Here is a 16,835-nt window from a genome sequence, read left to right as displayed (position 1 = left end):
GCGGCCCGGCACGGCAACGCGGAGCACGGCACTCCGAAGTACGCCGACAACCAAGGGCGACGTCATCCCACTGGACGCCCGCATGCGGCCGGCGAACCGGCGCACTCCCTCGACCGCAGACCAGCGGATCCTGTGCTGAGCTCACCACTCCGATCGCGGCACGCATGCCCATGACGACCTCGGCATGGCCCGCTCTTCTATTGCGCGGTCCGTCCCCTGCGGGGGCTTCGGCGGCGCCTGTCACCCGACTCCAGCGCGCCCCGCGGTGATCGCCGGTGAGGCTGTAGCCGTGCTGGAAGCGGAGTCGCTCACAGCGCAGCTGGTCGTTGTCGGCAACCGTGGCGCGGGCGGCTTGGCCCAGCTGCTGCTCGGATCGACGGCGGTCCAGTTGGCCGCCCACGGACATGCACCGGTCATCGTGGTGCGCGGCCGGACTACCCGGCCGGCGGTGACGTGCCGTACCTCGTGGCACCAGTCGGCGAGCCGCAGCGCCGCGTCGAAGATTCGGAAGCCTGTCGAGAAGGGCCTCTGACGCGTAAGGGTCATGCACGGTCGCGACGTGGGGGTGGTCGACCCCGGCGAGGGCGGCGGCCTCACGTCGGAAGCGCCGGATGAGCGCTGTCGTTCGTCATCGGAATCGAGGAGATACGGGCGGATGAACTTGAGGGCGACCGGTCGCTTGAGACGCAGGTCGGTGCACTCCCATACCTCGCCCGTCGCCCCGTGGCCGATCGGCGACACAACTAATAGCGATCGGCGATGCGCTCGCCCTGAGACACCCAGGAGCCTCCCCAAGCTTGTATGTCAACGTGACATGACAGCGCGTAAGCGACTGCTAACGATCCTAGGACAGGCGAACGAGACATCTATCGCAGAGTCGGAGGAGGCTCTGCCGTCAGGTCGCGGCCTGGGCCGAGTACGGCATAGCCAGAGGGTGCCCTTGACCAGGTTCATGAGGGCAGCTCCGCTCGGTGAGTCAGGGTGTGGGACGCGAGGGTTATCTTCGTGGCCAGGTTGGTTCCAGATGCGCTGGTTCGGATCGATGGCTGCGGAGGTGATGCGGCTGGTGAGCGGCACCGGGCCGGAGCAAGTGTGCGGGCGCGTCGGGCAGCCGAATATCGGACACCAGGCACAGGAGCAGCCACCGGTCCGGAAGAATGGATCGACGATGACGTCTCAGACCTTCCCGGTGTCCCGGACCGACCGGCCTTCCGGCCCCGGCCCCGCCGACTACGCCCCCTTCGCCCACCTCACCGTCCCCAACGCCGCCCTCTACCGGCAGGTGATGCGCGCTTCCTTGTCGCCAAGGAGCGGTTCGCGGTGCATCTGCGGCCGGAGGACGTGTACGCCGCTCTGGACGCGGAGAGCCGGCCTGCCGGCGTCGAGGCAGTGGTGCAGGCGCTGGACAAGCTCGTCGAATGGGGCAATCTGCGGGCCGATCCCGACCACGCACGGGTGACGGCGGTCGAGGACTTCTACCGCAGGCGGTTCATCTACCAGCTCACCCGGGCCGGTGAGGCTACCGAGGCGGCGCTCGGGACGTACGACGAGGTGCTGGGCCGGCGCGGCGAGCTCCAGGCGGTCGCGCTGCACGACATCGTCACGCAGCTGCGGGCGCTGCTGGTGATCGCCGCGGAGGACGAGCCCGACCCGGCGAAGGCGTACGTCGCCCTGTCCGTGCTGACGGCGCGGTTCGGCGATCTCGCGGACAACGCCCGTGCGTTCATGGGGTCGCTCCAGCGCACCATCGATCTGCACGACATCGAGGTCGAGGCGTTCCTCGCGTACAAGGACCGGCTGATCCAGTACCTGGAGCGGTTCATCCAGGACCTCATCACCCTCGGCGCCCGGATCGCCCTGCTGATCGGGGAGCTGGAGGAGCAGGGCCGGGTCGGGCCGCTGCTGCGGCTCGCCGCCGCTCGTGAGGCCGCCGACGCCTCTCCCGAGGAAGCCGAGCATGCGGAGGCGGCGGCGTACGAGAAGTGGGCGGGCCGGTGGTCCGGGCTCGCGCAGTGGTTCGTGTCGGGGGAGGGGCGGGAGTCGCAGGCCAGGCTGCTGCGGGGGCGGGCGCTCGGATCCATTCCGCAGCTGCTTGCCGTGGTACGGCAGTTGAACGAGCGGCGGGCCGGGCGGTCCGACCGCTCCGCCGACTTCCGCACGCTGGCACGCTGGTTCGCCCAGGCGCCGGACGACGCGGCGCGGCACCGGCTGTGGCGGGTGGCGTTCGGGCTGCACTCCTCCCGGCACCTCACCGTCGACGCCGACACCCTCGCCGAGCGCGCGGCCTCGCCGGAGCCCGCTTCGACCCCTTGGGGCGAGGCGCGACCGCTGCGGATCAGCCCTCAGCTGCGCCGTACGGGCAGCTACGAGCGGCGCGGCAAGCCGCGCAAGGTCGCCGACCGGGGCGAGGCGAAGCGCAGGCTAGCCGAGATCGCCGCACGGCAGGCGGGGGAGGCCAGAGCGGCGCGGGAGCGTCTCGTCACGGGCGGGCCGGTGCGGCTGTCCCGGCTCGGTGAACTCGACCCGCTCGCCTTCCAGTTGTTCCTGCGCCTGCTCGGCGACGCACTCGCCACCTGGCGGCCGGGCATGACCACCACCGTGGCCACCAGTTCGGACGGCTCCATGGAGATCCGGCTCACTGCCCTCGACGACGGTTCGACCGCCGAAGTGCGCACCCCTGAAGGGGTGTTCAGCGGGCCCGACCAAGTGATCGACATCGTCGATCTCGTGGCGGGGGATGTGGGCGGTGGCGGAGGCCATGCGCCCGCCGGGAACCGCCCTGGCCCGGTCGAGCCGGGGGCGCCGACGACCGGGGCCGTGTCCACGTCCGGGTCCGTGTCCGGGGCCGTGTCCACGTCCGGGTCCGTGCCTGGGTCCGCGTCTGCCCCCGCGTCATGGCCTGCCCCCGGGTCCGTGCCCGCGTCGGCACCCGGTCCCGCATCCGTGCCCACACCCGCGTCCGTCCCTCGCCAGGGCCGCCCCCTCCAGCCCTCCCGTCCCGCCCAGCCTCTCCCGGAGACCCGATGACCGGCCCCCTCGCCGAGGTCCTCGACGGTCAGCACCAGGCCGACCTGCAACGGGCCGCGCGAGCGCTGCTGAAGGAGCCGCTGCTCACCCCCGACGGGCCGTACTCCGACGCGTTCCGGCTGGTGCGCCGGCACACCGCCGAGCTGCGGGAGTGGTTCGAGCGCAACGCAGGCTGGTCGCTGCGCACGGACCCCGACGCCGCACGCCTGCGCAAGACACCGGGCACCCTCACCGACGCCACACACCCGGCCCGCGAGGCGACCCGGACCGCCCTGCCCTTCACCCGCCGCCGCTACGTCCTGCTCTGCCTGACGCTGGCCGCGCTGGAGCGGGGCGAGTCGCAGGTGGCGCTCGGACGCCTCGCCGAACAGGTGGTGCTGGCCGCAGCCGATCCCGAACTCCTCTCCGCCGGAGTCATGTTCACCCTTGAGCGGCGCGACGAGCGTCTCGACCTGGCGGCCGTCGTCCGCGTGTTGCTGCGGCTCGGGGTGCTGCGGCGGGTGGCCGGCGACCACTACGACGTCGAGGAGTTCTGGTTCCGCGACGGTCGGCTGCTGCTGCGCGGCAACAACGGCACCGGCAAGTCGAAGGTGCTCGCCCTCACCCTGCCGTTCCTACTGGACGGTGACCTCTCCGCCCGCCGCGTCGAGCCCGACGGCGACCCGGGCAAGCGGATGGAGTGGAACCTGCTCCTGGGCGGCGAACACCCGCACCCGGAAAGGCTCGGCTACACCTGGATCGAGTTCGGACGGCTCGACGAGGCCACCGGCGAGCCGCACTTCCGCACGCTGCTCTGCGGGTTGAAGGCGGTCGCCGGACGCGGCATCGCCCGCCACTGGTTCGCGGTGACGGACCAGCGCATCGGCGTCGGCCTCGACCTGCTGGACGCCACCGGAACGGCTCTGTCCCGGGACCGGCTCGCCGAGGCGATCGGCGGTCGCGGCATGGTGTACGACACGGCCAAGACGTACCGCAGAGCGGTCGACGAAGCCCTCTTCGGGCTCGGGGAGCGGCGCTACGGCGCCCTCGTCGATCTGCTGATCCAGCTGCGCCAGCCCCAGTTGTCCAAGCGCCCCAGTGAAGCCGCCCTGTCCCGGGCGCTGACCGAGGCGCTGTCGCCGATGGACCAGGCGGTCGTCGCCGACGCGGCGGAGGCGTTCAGATCGCTGGACGAGGAGAAGGAGGAACTGCGGGCGGCCCGCGAGGCCGAGCAGGCATCTTCGGCGTTCCTCGACCACTACCGGCGCTACGCCCGCCTCGCCTCCCGGCGCCGTGCCCGCCTGCCCCGCCGCGAGCACGCCCGCTACGAGAACCTCCAGCGGGAACTCGCCAAGGCACAGGCGGACAGGGACCAGGCGCTGACGGACCGCGAGGAGGCCCGTGCGAGGGCCGCCGCACTCGGTGAACGGGCCGCGCGGCTGGCCGCCCAGGACGCCGCGCTGCGGTCCGGGCCGGAGATGCGCGACGCCCAGGCACTCGACCGGGCGGCGGCCGACGCCTCCCGTACGGCCGGAGAGCTGACCCGGGCCGAGGCCGACCGGCGGACGGCGGCAGAGGCACACACCCGGGCCCTGGGCCGGCTCGCCACCGCGGGCAACCGGCTCACGGCGGCCCAGGAGGCGCTGGACGACATCCAGGACCGCGTGACCCAGAGTGCCGCGGCGGCCCGGCTCGACGTCCCCCGGACCGAGGGAGCCCCCGAAGCGGTCCTGCGCCGGGAGGCGGACGAGGCGACGTCCGCCAGGCGGCGGGCCCTCGACCATGTGACGGAACTCGCCACACGTACCGAGCGCGCCGAGGAACAGCGCAGGGCCGCCCGACGGCGCGCCGACGAGGCCGACGAGGAGGTCGTGCACAGCGGGGAGCGGCTGGCCGAGGCGGAGGAGAAGGCCGCCGGGGAGGGACGGGCGCTGGTCACGGCCGTGCGGGAGCACCTCGCCGGGTGCGTGGAGCTGCGGGTGGACGGGCTGCCGGGGGTCCTGGACGCGGTGCAGGACTGGGTGAGCTCTCTGGACGGCCCCCTCCCGGCCCGTACGGCGGCGGACGAGGCCCATCGCACCGCAGCCTCCCGCCTGGCCGACCAGGCTGCCGGACTGGCCCACCGCGAGGCGGCGCGAACGGAACGGCAGCGGCTGGCGGCCCAGGAGCTGACCGCCCTCGAAGCGGGCGGCGAGCGCGGCCCGTCGGCGCCGTACACGCGTACGCCCGACGTGCGCGACCGGGCCCTCGGCGCCCCGCTGTGGCGGCTCGTCGACTTCCGCCCGCATGTCACCGACGCCGAACGGGCAGGGTTGGAGGCCGCGCTGGAAGCGTCGGGGCTCCTCGACGCCTGGGTACGGCCTGACGGCTCCGCGGTCGCGGCGGACGGTCACGACGTGTTGCTCGCCCCGGTCGGGCTGCCCAGTGGGGCCGGCCTCGACCGTGCGCTGTGCCCGGCGGTCGACCCCGCGGACGTGAGGGCCGCCGCCGTGGGCGAGGAGACGGTGGCGCGCCTGCTCGCCTCGATCGGGCTGGCCGCTGAGAGCGGGGACCGGCCCTTGGGTGAGCCCTCCGGGGAGGCCGACGGCCACGACACCTGGGTCTGCGCGGACGGGCGCTTCCGGTCGGCGCGCTCACCGGAAGCTGGGCCAAGAACAGTGCCCAGTACGTGGGAGAAGGAGCGCGGGAACAGGCACGCCGCGCCCGGATCGGGGAACTGCACACCGAGATTGACGCCTTGATGGCGGAACGGGAGCAACTGGCCGAGGAGTCCCGCGTCGTGGCCGAGCGCCGCGCCGTGCTCGATGCCGAACTCGCCGCGGTACCGGGTGACGATCACCTGCGCCACGCACACGCACGCGTCACCGCCGCCGCCGAGGCGGCCCACCGGGCCCGTGTCCGGCAGGCCGAGCGGGCCGCGGACCTGGCTCTGGCGTCGGAACAGGCCGACCGTGCGGCGGCCGAACTCGCGGAGAAGGCGGCCGCCCTGCACCTTCCCGCCGACCTGGCGGGACTGGGCTCCGTACGCCAGCAACTCGCCGATCACACCGTGCTCCTGGCGGCGCTGTGGCCCGCGCTGCGCGAACACGCCGACGCCGAGCGTGCGGTGGCCGGTGAGCAGGCGGAGACAGACCGGGCCGAACTCCGCCTGTCCGAACTCGCGGAGCGGGCGACCAAGGCCGCCCGGGGCGCCGCTGCCGCGGACGAACACCTCACCACCCTCCGCTCCACCGTCGGAGCGGCCGTCGCCGAACTCCAGCGGAGGCTGGAGGAGACTGCGGAGGCAGCTCGCGTCTGCGAGAGCGAACAGCAGCAGGTCCAGGCCGGCTTCGGTGACGCGGACCGGCGGGCCAGCCGCGCCGAGGGACGCATCGAGCGGCTCGCCGAGGACGTCACCGACGCGACCGCCGCGCGTGAGGAAGCCGTCGCGGCGCTCCAGCGGTTCGCCGCGACGGGGCTGCTCGCCGTGGCCCTTCCCGACATCGACGTACCGGACGACGACGGCGCACCATGGGCGGCGACCCCCGCCGTCGCTCTCGCGCGCGCCGTCGAGTCCCGGCTCTCTTCGGTCGACGACTCGGACGCGGCCTGGGAGCGCGTGCAGAAACGCCTGAGCGAGGAGTTCGGCAGGCTCCAGGACGCGCTGTCCCGGCACGGCCACACCGCCACCGCCCGTTCGAGCGAGGACGGTATGCGGGTCGTCATCGTCTACCAGGGCCGCGAACGGGCCGTACCCGAACTCGCCGAGGCACTGGCCGTCGAGGTCGCCGAACTGACCCGCATCCTGTCCGCACACGAGCGCGAGATCCTTCAGACCCACCTGATCACCGAGGTCGCCGGAACTCTTCAGGAACTGATCGGTGCCGCCGAACGACAGGTGGCCGCCATGAACAAGGAATTGGAGGAGCGCCCGACCTCGACCGGCATGAAGCTGCGGCTGGTGTGGCGGGCCTCTCGCCGTGCCCCGCAGGGGCTGGCCCAGGCCCGCGAACGGCTGCGCCAGTCCGCCGACGCCTGGTCACTCGAGGACCGGGCAGCGGTCGGCGCGTTCCTGCAGGAGCAGATCGCCCGCCGGCAGGCCGACGACAGCGCCGGCAGCTGGCTGGAGGACCTCACCGCCGCACTCGACTACCGGGCCTGGCACGAGTTCGGCGTCGAACGCCACCAGCACGGCAAGTGGGTGCCGGCCACCGGGCCCGCTTCGGGAGGCGAACGGGTACTGGCCGCGTCGGTGCCCCTGTTCGCCGCCGCGTCCTCCCACTACGCGAGCGCGGGCGGCCCCCATGCCCCGCGCTTGGTCACCCTGGACGAGGCGTTCGCCGGCGTCGACGACGACTCGCGCGCCAAGTGCCTGGGCCTGCTGCGCGCCTTCGACCTCGATGTCGTCATGACCAGCGAGCGGGAATGGGCCTGCTATCCGCAGGTGCCGGGCATCGCCATCGCCCAGCTCTCGCGCGTCGACGACATCGCCGCCGTGCTGGTGACCAGGTGGGAGTGGGACGGCAGGGAACGACGGCGCGGCATGGGCCCCGGCACTCCCGTGGGCGCTGTGCCGGTGCCCTCCCAGGCCGGCGGCCTTCACGAGGCGCCGGGCCCAACGGAGGCACCACCTGCCGGGCCGACGCGGGGCGCCGTCGGCGACGGCACCGGAGAACCGGAGTTTCTGTGGACGTGAATCCCACTCAGGCTCCGGCCTCGTGGTCCGGACGAGTGCCCGGCGACCAGGAACCGGTGGGATGTGAGAGGCCGGCGGACGCGGCGGAAACGCAGCCGCCCGCGACATCGCCGGTCGGCGAACCGATCGACACCGAACGCCTCGGTCGGCTGCTCGGTGATCCCGGTCTTGCCTGGCTGGTGGAGCGCGTTCGGCAGCGCATCGCGCGCGCCCAGCCGCTCACCGGCCTGGTCAGTCTGTCCAACCCGGACGAATCCCAACGTCGGTGGACGGAACGCTTGTTGGGGCGCGCACCGAGCGCCGGCCGCTCCCTGAGCGTACGCCTCGACACGGTGGACGCGATCCTGCGCCGCTCCGGTGTCAGCCCTGACGGACTGGCCCCTGCCGTCGTGGCACTCACCGGCCCCGTCACCCTTCATGCAGAGGCGCGGGACAGAGCAGAGCGGGCCTGGGAGAGGGCGTATGCCCCTTTCAGCGTCCTGGATGACGCGCTGGCCGAGTGGGCGGAGCGGATCCGCAGGGAAGGTCTCGTACGGCGACTGGCGCACACTCCGGAGGCCGCCGGACCTTTGGTGGACGCCGCTGTGCGGGCGTTGAGTGCTCTGCCCGTCGTACCTCCGACGTCACGCGCGACGTTCGCGGCACGCAATCTCGGGGGCGCCCACGCTCTGGACGACGGGACACCTCTCGCGACTCTCGTCCTGTCAGGAATCCGTGCCCTCACGGGTTTCCCCGACGGCGCCGGTGCCGAATGGCGACGGGAAGCATGGGCGTCAGCCGGTCTGCTCAAGGACGACGTCTCGTCGACCGTCCTCTCCCTCAACCTGCGCGGCACCCCGGCCCTCGACTGGATGGCCGACGCCGGTGAGCCCGCCGTTCTGACGCTCCGCTGTCTCGCCCGTCACACGCCGGTTCCTGCCGTCCCGGCGACGGGAACCGTCCACGTCTGTGAGAACCCGGCCGTGCTGTCCGCCGCCGCCGACACCTTCGGGCCGGCGTGCCCGCCCATGGTGTGCCTCCAGGGACAGCCTTCAGCCGCCGCACTCACCCTGTTGCGCGCCCTGTCCGCGGAGGGAGCCGTCCTTCTCTACCACGGCGACTTCGACTGGGGTGGTGTGCGCATCGCCACGGCGCTGCGGCGGAGCGTCCCCTGGCGGCCGTGGCGCTACACGGCCCCCCACTACCGGACAGCGGCGGCCAAGGCGGCCGAGGCACCGGAAATGACGGGCTCTCCCGCCGCGACACCGTGGGACCCGGAACTGGCCGTCGCTCTCGCCGAGCACCGTGTTCGTGTGGAAGAAGAAATGGTGCTCGACGATCTGTTGTCGGACTTGGACACACCGGCTCGTTGAGGCGCCTCCCAGAGCGCCGAATGCCGGGTACCGCTGTCGTGGCGCAGGACGACGGGGTGAGCGCGCCGTGCCGGAACCTCTCGCCCGAGCTCACGGACGGGGCGGAGTCGCCCCGGTTGGCGCAGTGCCGTCGTCGATGTCATGACGCTCGTTTGAAGCCCACCGCGCTCCTGGCACCTACCAGGCGGCCGCGAGACCCTCCTGACCTGCTGTGCAACGCCATGGCGCTGAAGCCGACAGCCTTCCGATGACGCATCATGTTGGAGTGCGTGGCGATCTCGGAGCCGGTCGGCAAGGGCATCTGGCCTGTTGGTTTCGCCGGAGCCTGGTGGCGTGTCGTGCCTCGACTCCGCCGGCGTGGGTCGGCAGGCGATCCAGGCGTTCGTTCGGTTGGTACTGACTGCGTATCAGGTGCGGGGCGGGCATCCTGACGCGACGCCGGAACTCTTCCACCCTACGCGCCGGTGGACCCGCACGCGGTCCGGTTGCCGGTGCCCGGCCGGGGTGGGTCCATGGAACCGGGCACCGGGCCGGACCGGGAAACGGGGCAAGAGATGGGAATCGACGTGACCGTGGAGCGGGTGATCCCGTTGCCATGCGAGCGGGTGGCGGCGTACGCGATGGACTGGCACCATGACGCGGAATGGACCCAGGGCATCCGTACGGCGGAGCTGACGCGCCAGGCCGACACGGGCGGTTTCGGGGTCGGGGCCGAGGTGACACGGACCGCGTACTTCCTGGGCAAGCGGATCGACTACGTGCTGCGCGTCGCCGCCTACGAGCCACTGCGGCTGCTCGACATGGTGTCGGTCGCGGGCCCGATGCCCATGCGGGTGACCTACGCCTTCGCCCCGCACCCGGACGGCGGCACGCTCGCCCGGATCCGCGTGCGGGGTGACGCGTCCGGCCGCTACGGGCTGGCCGCGCCCCTGATGGGGCGCAAGGTGCGCTCCTCGCTGGTCAAGGACCTGCGGGACCTGGAGCGGCGGCTGAGCACGCCACAGGATTGATCACGAGGAGGGGCATGACTTTCGACGAGGGACTGGCGGAACGGATCCGGGCGCACCTGGGCGCGGATCCGGCCATCGTGGAGAAGCGGATGTTCGGCGGCCTGGCGTTCCTGCACGCCGGGAACATGGCCGTGGGCGTGATCGGGGACGAGTTGATGGTCCGGGTCGGTCCCGAAGCCACCGACGCCGCTCTCGCGCGGCCCGGGACGAGGCCCTTCGACTTCACCGGCCGCCCGATGCGCGGCTGGGTGGTCGTCGGCGCGTCCGCCGTGTCCGAGGACGAGGCCCTGGCCGACTGGATCGACCGAGGTCGTGCCTTCGCGGCCGGCCTGCCACCCAAGTGACGAGCAGAGGTGGCAGCGGCGGGGGAACGAAGGCGTACTTCTCAGGCTACGTACGAGCTGCTGCCGCCTCGGTGACCGCGCTCACGTTGCGGGGCCCGCTGCCTGGCGTTGACGGCGAGGCACGCCACTCTCCGGAGGAGAGGCAATGGAGCTGACCGGGATCGCCGTCCCCGACCGCCCGGACGTCGCCTTATCGCGACCAAACCGCGCATGCTCTGAGCGTATTGGTGCCAGCCTCCGCCGGGAGGTGGGCACCGGCCCCGCCGAGACGTAAGGATTTCGTCATCGGGTGAGGCTTCCCGCCGGGAGCAAGGTTGCGTTGGATGGAGGCGGAAGGCCGACAACGATCGAAAGGGGAGTGCCCGTGGAACGCCGCACAAGGAGGATCCTGTGGGCAGGCGTCGCCGTCGCCGCGGTGGTGGTGGCGGCCGGGCTGGTGTGGTTCAAGCCCTGGGCGCTGTGGGTGGACGAGACCGTGAACGAGGCGCTGCCCTCGGCGGCCGCACCGACGGCGACGGGGACGCCGCCGTCCTCCCCGTCCGTGTCGGCGAGTCCGTCACCGGCCGGTCCCACCACCGTGGCGCAGGGCACCTTCGTGACCCACGAGCACGCGACGACCGGCACGGTGAAGGTGGTCCGCCTCGCGGACGGCACCCACACACTGCGCTTCGAAGGGCTGGACACGAGCAATGGTCCCGACCTGCGTGTCTGGTTGAGCGACGCGCCGGTGAAGGAGGGCAAAGCCGGCTGGGACGTCTTCGACGACGGGAAGTACGTCAACCTCGCCAAGCTGAAGGGCAACAAGGGCGACCAGAACTACCCGCTGCCCGCGGACGTCGACTGGTCGAAGTACCCGAGCGTCAGCATCTGGTGTGACCGGTTCGACGTGTCCTTCGGCGCCGCTGCCCTCGCCCGCACCTGAAATGCCACGGGCCGCCCTGAATCCGCCGGCGGCCGGTAACCCACGCCGCCCCACAGCCGGCGCCGCCGCTCGCTCGTCGGCGTCCAGTGGATCCGTCACCCGGTGCCCCGCCCACCGTGGCGGGCCTTCGAGGTGACTACCGTGCACCGGTTCTTCCGGAGCCGCCGGGGCGGGGCGGCGCTCCGCGCTTGTGATCGCGGAGCAGGTCCCCGACGGACTCTTCCGGTACGAGGAAGCCGGCTGTACGTCTGGGCGCATCGAGGGGTGCCTGGTCGAACCGGGCACCCCTCGACGTGTCTCACTCCCTCACGCGGTGAGCGCGGTGAGGGCGGCGAGCGCCGCGCGGACCGGCCAAACGTGCCAACGGCGGCCACGCCCGCACCCTGCCCATCCGGGCGACCTGCGTCATCGACCGGGACGGCACAATCCGCTGGGCCTTCGTCGACGCCGACCACACCACCCGCGCCGAATCCCGCCGACATCCTGACCGCGCTCGACGCCCTCGACCGCTGACCAGGCGGTGCGGCCCTGCCTGGGGAGGGGCTCGTCCCGCGCCGGCAGGGCCGCCGCCCGGTGCCCAGGGCCGGCTCACCCCGTTCGGCAGGGATCGCGGGGGCGTTCGTACGGTTGGCCTGGTCCAGGAGGCGCGTCGGGCGCATCCCGGGCAGGGGCCGCGTCGTGCCGAGTGCGGCCGGGGCCGCGTCGGCTGGAACCCGCCTGCCCCGGTCAGGGCCGTCGTAGCGTCGTGCCATGACCACTGTCGACGAAACGGTTTACGCGTTCCGCACCGCCCGTCCCGAGGACACCGAGGCCATCGAGGCCCTCGACGGCTCCTTCACCACCAGCACCGTGTTCCACGTAGCGGCCTCGGACGAGGGGTTCGCGTTCCGGGAGGTCCCTGTGGACCCGCCCCTGACCAAGGTCTTCCCCGAGGACGAGTCCGACGACGGCGAGGACGGCGATGAGGACGGCGATGAGGACGGCGATGAGGACGGCGAGGACGGCGAGGAGTCCGGCAGCCGTACCTTCGTCGCAGTCGGCGCCGACGGTGAGTTGGCGGGCTTCGCCGCCGTCTCCTACTCCCCGTGGAACCGCCGACTCACCATCGAGGACATCGAGGTCGCCCCTGACCACCGGGGCCGTGGCGTCGGCCGCGCGCTGATGGGACACGCCGTCGAATTCGCCCGCGACCGCGGCGCCGGGCACATCTGGCTGGAGGTCACCAACGTCAACGCCCCGGCCATCCACGCCTACCGGCGGATGGGTTTCTCCTTCTGCGGACTGGACACGGCCCTCTACCACGGCACCGAATCCGAGGGCGAGCAGGCGATCTACATGAGCATGCCCTGCCCCTGAGCCGACAGCAGGCGGCGGAAGGTGGGGGCGGACCCGTCGCCCGGCGCGACTGTCACGGTCAGCAGCCAGGCCGGGGCCCCGTCCGGCCCTGCCGCCGGCGCGTACCACTCCACGCGCGCGTCCAGCAGCCGGTCGCCGGCCGCCCGGCGGTCGGCGTACCAGCGTCGGAACGGCTCGCTCCGCCACACGGCGAGCGGTACCGCCCGCTCACCGCCGTGACGGCGGGACCCCTGTCCCACCGTGCGCAGGGCCGCACCCGCCGTCGCCGGGACGGTGTGCTCCACCGGCACTCCGAGGGCGTCGGCGAAGTGCAGCAGATACGCCATCCGCTCGGCCTCCGGTGGCGCCCCGAGCACGGCGCGGCCCGAGTCGCACCAGGCCCCCCACTTGATGTTGGAGACCAGCCCGGGCAGCCGGGACATGTCCCGGGGGATCCAGAAGAGGATCACGTCGGAGCGCCGCATGGCATCCTCCTCCCAGGCGATCTGCTCCGCGTACGCCGGGTAGGTGCCGCCGGGCACCGGCTCGGGCAGGAACACCACCAGGCGTCCCGTTCCCGACCACGCAGCCCGCAGGGCGGCGACGGCGTCCGGGCGCCAGGAGGGCTCCGCGGGATCGGTGGCGGTGGGCCCGCACAGGTAGACGGCCGCCGCCCAGGCCTCGGGCGGCTCCTGGCCGACGTACACGACGTGGACGGCGGCCGCCTCGGAGGTCGGGGAAGTCTCGGAGACGGCGGGGGTGGTGGCGGACTCAGCGGCCACGGCGGGGGTGGTGGCGGACTCAGCGGGCACGGGACGCTCCGGGGTCGGTCGTGGGAAGAGTGGCGAGGAAGTCCAGCAGGAGGATGTTGAAGGGCTCGGGCCGTTCGAGGAACCCGAGGTGGCCGGTGTCCGGCAGTTGCGCGTAGCGGGCGCCTGGGATCGCCTCGGCCACCTCGCGGCCCAGCGGGGCCGGCGCCAGCATGTCGTCGGCGAAGCCCACGACCAGGACGGGCACGGAGATCCGGGCACAGTCGGCCAGCCGGTCCCGGCCCGGCGGCCCGGGGCGGTGCACCGCCGTGGCGGACGTGCCGGTGAGCGCGGCGAGTTCGAACAAGTCGAGCCATTCTGCCGCCGCAGCCTCGTCGGCCAGGGTTCTGGGGGACAGGTTCTGTGTCAGGCGCACGAACGCCTCGTACTCCGGGGGGAGCCGGGTGCCGGCCTCCGCGTACGCGGCCTCGGCACGGGCCAGCGCCTCGCCGACCGGATCGGGCCGGCCCCGGGTCGCGGCCAGCACCGCGCCGCTGGCCAGGTGTGAATCGGTGCCCAGCAACTCCTGTACCGCCAGCGCTCCGAGGGAGTGGCCGACCAGTGGACAGGGTGGCAGGCCCAGGTCTGTGACGAGTTCCCGCACAGTGCCGGCGAGTTCCACGGCACTGAGCCCGGCGGGGCTGTGGTCGAAAGTGATCACCTGACGGCCTGCCGCGGTCAGCGCGGGCACCTGGTGGTGCTCCCAGATCCGTCCGGCGCCGCCCGTGCCCGCGACCAGCACCACCGGCAGGCCCCCGGACCCGTGCACGGAGTACGCCTGCCCGCCCGTCGTCCGCGCCACGTCCGCCGTGCCCGTCGCGCCCGTCATCTGTGCTGCGTCAGCCGCGTCCGCCGCGCCCGTCATCCGCGCTGCGTCAGCCGCGTCCGCCGCGCCCGTCACGACGCCATCCTGCGCAGTGCCGTCTCCACCCAGGCCGGGCGGCCGGTGTCCATGCCGCGCAGCGCCACGTGGACCCAGAGGAAGGACGCTCGGGCCAGGATGTGCGAGCGCATGCGGGCACGGACCTCGCCGCCCGCCGACCGGTAGGCGTCCAGGAGCCGGTCGAGCACGTCCCGGCCGCCGGCGTAGAACATGTCGACGAAGTCGGCGGCGGGGTCGCCGACGCCCGCGTTCGCCCAGTCCAGCAGCCCCGACAGGGCCGGCGGTCCGGACGGCCGCCGCATGACCAAGGTGTGCCCGGGGTGCACGTCGCCGTGGACGAGTACCAGGCGGCCGGGCCACATGCGGTCGTCGTCCAGCCATTCCCGCCAGCGCCGCAGCCGGGAGGCGGGCAGCCGGAGTTCGGTCCGGGCGCGGGCCAGTTTCTCGGCGATCCCGGCGCGCACCGCCTCCGGGGCCGTCGGTTCCCCGATGCCGAACAGCGGCGTGGAGTGCACCGCGACCAGGGACCGGGCGAGCGGCTCCAGGTAGCGGTCCGGACGGGCCAGGGGGTCCATCGACCAGCGGTAGACCAGGGTGTCCGGGTCCTCGATTCCCGCCGCCTCGCCGGGGAGGCGGGGATAGGCGACCAGGTCCGGGGTGTACAGCCGCCATTCGGGCACCGGCACCGGGACCCGGTCGCGTACGGCGGCCAGCACGGTGCCCTCCACAGCCAGTTGCTCCGAGACCTCGGGCCGCCGCGGCTGCCGCAGGATCCAGCGTGTGCCGTCGGCGGCACGGATATGGGTGACATGGAAGTCCCAGCCGCTGTCGTCGATCCGTGCCGACGCCGGATCGAGTGCCACGCCCAGCCTCCGCGAGGCATACGCGGCCAGCTCCGCGGGTTCGGCGCCGGGCGTACCGGCGGGCGTTCTGCCGGATGCCGCGGCCCTCATCGGGTCCCCGCCGTGGCGCCGAGGTGACGGTCCCGGGTCGCGTTCCGGTCGACCTTGCCGGTGTGGGTCTGCTCCAGCGCCTCGACCGGCACGAGCAGGTTCGGCACCAGGTGCGGCGGCGCGGTCCGCGCCAGCCGTTCCCGGATCCCCGCGGCGACCTCACCGGGCTCGCGGTCCGGCAGGGGCACGAAGAACGCGGCCAGCGCGGTGTGCTCGGTCCGGTCCACCCTGGCGGCCGCTACGGCCGCCACCCCCTCGCACCGCCCGATCAACGCCTCCACGTCGAGCAGGTCCACCCGGAAGCCGCGGACCTTGACCTGGTGGTCGGCTCGGCCCCGGAACACCAGGACACCGCCGGGCGCCTCGCCGACCAGGTCCCCGGTGCGATACCAGCGGGTGCCGTCCCGTTCCAGGAAACGGGCGGCCGTCGCCTCGGGGTCGAGGTGGTAGCCGAGGGCCAGCCCAGGCCCACAGACGTACAACTCGCCGCTGTCGTCCACCCGTTGTCCGACATGCGGCAGGGGGCGCCCGATGGGCAGGTCCAAGCCGGTGTCCGGCAGCGCGGGCCCGCCCGGACCGGCCAGCTGCCCGGCGTGGGTGACCAGCGCGGTCTCCGTCGAACCGTAGGTGTTGAGCAGCCGCACGCCGTCCGTGCCGGGCAGTCGGCGCCACCGCTCCAGCATGTCGGCGCGCACCGCCTCCCCGCCGATCACCACGGTGCGCAGGGACGCGGGGAGCCGGGCGCCCTGGTGCAGCAGGTCCCCCGTGAGGCTGTTCCAGAACCCGGTCGGCAACACCGCGATCGAGACCTGCTGTTCCTCCGCCACCCGCGCGAACCCCTCCCGTGCCGCGTCGTCCACGACGAGGGTGGCGCCGCCGGTCAGAGTCGGGAGGATCTCCTCCAGGCTGGTGTCGCCGCCCGCGCTGTGGAAGTGCAGCACGGACTCCTCCGGGCCGATGCCGTACAGGTCTCGCAGCCGCGGCACCACGGCGGCCGGCGCCCGGTGCGGGACCACGACCCCCTTGGGCTCCCCGGTGGAGCCGGAGGTGAACAGCACGTACGCCGGGTCCTGCGGCCGCACGCCGGATTCCGGGAGAGCGGCGGCCGTCGCCGGTGTCACCGGGGTCTGCGCCCAGCGCGGCCGGATCACCGTCTCGACGGGCGGCTGCCAGCCGGTTTCGGCGGTGGCGACCGCCTCCCGGCAGCCGACCCGCGCCAGGATCGCCTCCAGCCGGGCCTCGGGATGGTCGGCCTCCAGCGGCACGTATGCCCGTCCGGCCGTCAGCACCCCGAGGATCGCCGCCACGTCACGGGCCGAGTGGTGCACGACGACGCCGACGGGCGGCTGGGCGTCTGCCGTGCGCGGCGCGACGGCGCCGGCCACCGCCAACACCCATGCGGCCAGGGTGCCGTAGCCGACGACGAGCCCGTTGTCGACCACGGCCGGCCGCCCCGGATCGTCGCGCGCCGTCTCGAAGAACGGTTTGAGGAAATGGAGTTCGGCGGACTGCATTGTGAATTTCCTTGCCACAGTGGATTATTGGC

The 16,835-nt window shown here is 73.1% G+C and carries 10 protein-coding genes and 2 pseudogenes; 8 read left to right on the top strand and 4 right to left on the bottom strand.

Annotated features, from left to right (window positions below; translation table 11 throughout):
• Window positions 1–262: 262 nt before the first annotated feature.
• The 8 genes and pseudogenes from ACH5AF_RS27125 to ACH5AF_RS27090 all read left to right on the top strand — a co-directional run.
• A pseudogene (locus ACH5AF_RS27125) lies at window positions 263–433 on the top strand (universal stress protein); the annotation flags it as partial.
• 887 nt (window positions 434–1,320) lie between these two features.
• Window positions 1,321–3,027 carry a TIGR02677 family protein gene (locus ACH5AF_RS27120; RefSeq protein ID WP_398905060.1) on the top strand — a complete coding sequence of 569 codons (1,707 nt, stop codon included), beginning with the start codon at window positions 1,321–1,323 and terminating at the stop codon, window positions 3,025–3,027.
• A pseudogene (locus tag ACH5AF_RS27115) lies at window positions 3,024–7,681 on the top strand (TIGR02680 family protein). Before ACH5AF_RS27120 ends, ACH5AF_RS27115 begins: the two are co-directional and overlap by 4 nt.
• Window positions 7,678–9,033 (top strand): TIGR02679 family protein, encoded by a 1,356-nt coding sequence (locus tag ACH5AF_RS27110; protein WP_398905058.1) that lies wholly within the window; start codon window positions 7,678–7,680, stop codon window positions 9,031–9,033. Before ACH5AF_RS27115 ends, ACH5AF_RS27110 begins: the two are co-directional and overlap by 4 nt.
• A 554-nt stretch (window positions 9,034–9,587) precedes the next feature.
• Window positions 9,588–10,043, top strand: coding sequence for an SRPBCC family protein (locus ACH5AF_RS27105; RefSeq protein ID WP_398905055.1), 456 nt, complete (start codon window positions 9,588–9,590; stop codon window positions 10,041–10,043).
• Window positions 10,044–10,057: 14 nt separating this feature from the next.
• The gene (locus tag ACH5AF_RS27100; RefSeq protein ID WP_398905053.1) at window positions 10,058–10,387 is read left to right on the top strand and encodes a TfoX/Sxy family protein; all 330 of its coding nucleotides are present in this window, start codon (window positions 10,058–10,060) and stop codon (window positions 10,385–10,387) included.
• A 364-nt stretch (window positions 10,388–10,751) separates the two neighbouring features.
• Window positions 10,752–11,309, top strand: coding sequence for a DM13 domain-containing protein (locus ACH5AF_RS27095; RefSeq protein WP_398905051.1), 558 nt, complete (start codon window positions 10,752–10,754; stop codon window positions 11,307–11,309).
• A 750-nt stretch (window positions 11,310–12,059) separates the two neighbouring features.
• Window positions 12,060–12,665: a GNAT family N-acetyltransferase gene (locus ACH5AF_RS27090; RefSeq protein WP_398905049.1), complete on the top strand. Its 606-nt coding sequence runs from the start codon at window positions 12,060–12,062 to the stop codon at window positions 12,663–12,665.
• Here ACH5AF_RS27090 and ACH5AF_RS27085 read toward each other — a convergent pair.
• From ACH5AF_RS27085 to ACH5AF_RS27070, 4 genes are all read right to left on the bottom strand, one after another.
• Window positions 12,641–13,456, bottom strand: coding sequence for a nucleoside 2-deoxyribosyltransferase domain-containing protein (locus ACH5AF_RS27085; protein ID WP_398905047.1), 816 nt, complete (start codon window positions 13,454–13,456; stop codon window positions 12,641–12,643). The two genes, ACH5AF_RS27090 and ACH5AF_RS27085, sit on opposite strands and share 25 nt — an antisense overlap.
• Entirely contained in the window at window positions 13,446–14,354 is a 909-nt protein-coding gene (locus ACH5AF_RS27080; RefSeq protein WP_398905045.1) for an alpha/beta fold hydrolase, read from the bottom strand. The genes ACH5AF_RS27085 and ACH5AF_RS27080 overlap by 11 nt, the downstream gene beginning before the upstream one ends.
• A complete protein-coding gene (locus tag ACH5AF_RS27075) occupies window positions 14,351–15,199 on the bottom strand; it encodes a macrolide 2'-phosphotransferase (RefSeq protein WP_398905044.1) in 849 nt (282 codons plus the stop codon). Before ACH5AF_RS27075 ends, ACH5AF_RS27080 begins: the two co-directional genes overlap by 4 nt.
• An 86-nt stretch (window positions 15,200–15,285) precedes the next feature.
• Window positions 15,286–16,803: an AMP-binding protein gene (locus tag ACH5AF_RS27070; protein WP_398905042.1), complete on the bottom strand. Its 1,518-nt coding sequence runs from the start codon at window positions 16,801–16,803 to the stop codon at window positions 15,286–15,288.
• Window positions 16,804–16,835 lie beyond the last annotated feature (32 nt).

The sequence above is a fragment of the Streptomyces sp. NPDC018833 genome, assembly GCF_044390825.1.
In the GTDB taxonomy this organism is placed as follows: Bacteria; Actinomycetota; Actinomycetes; order Streptomycetales; family Streptomycetaceae; genus Streptomyces.
The sequence above is the reverse complement of the archived record's forward strand: the minus strand, read 5'-3'. Positions and strand labels throughout refer to the sequence as shown.

Coding starts and splice junctions, on each gene's coding strand:
- ACH5AF_RS27100 (WP_398905053.1), top strand. CDS start 10,058: ATGACTTTCGACGAGGGACTGGCGGAACGGATCCGGGCGCACCTGGGC.
- ACH5AF_RS27090 (WP_398905049.1), top strand. CDS start 12,060: ATGACCACTGTCGACGAAACGGTTTACGCGTTCCGCACCGCCCGTCCC.
- ACH5AF_RS27105 (WP_398905055.1), top strand. CDS start 9,588: ATGGGAATCGACGTGACCGTGGAGCGGGTGATCCCGTTGCCATGCGAG.
- ACH5AF_RS27070 (WP_398905042.1), bottom strand. CDS start 16,803: ATGCAGTCCGCCGAACTCCATTTCCTCAAACCGTTCTTCGAGACGGCG.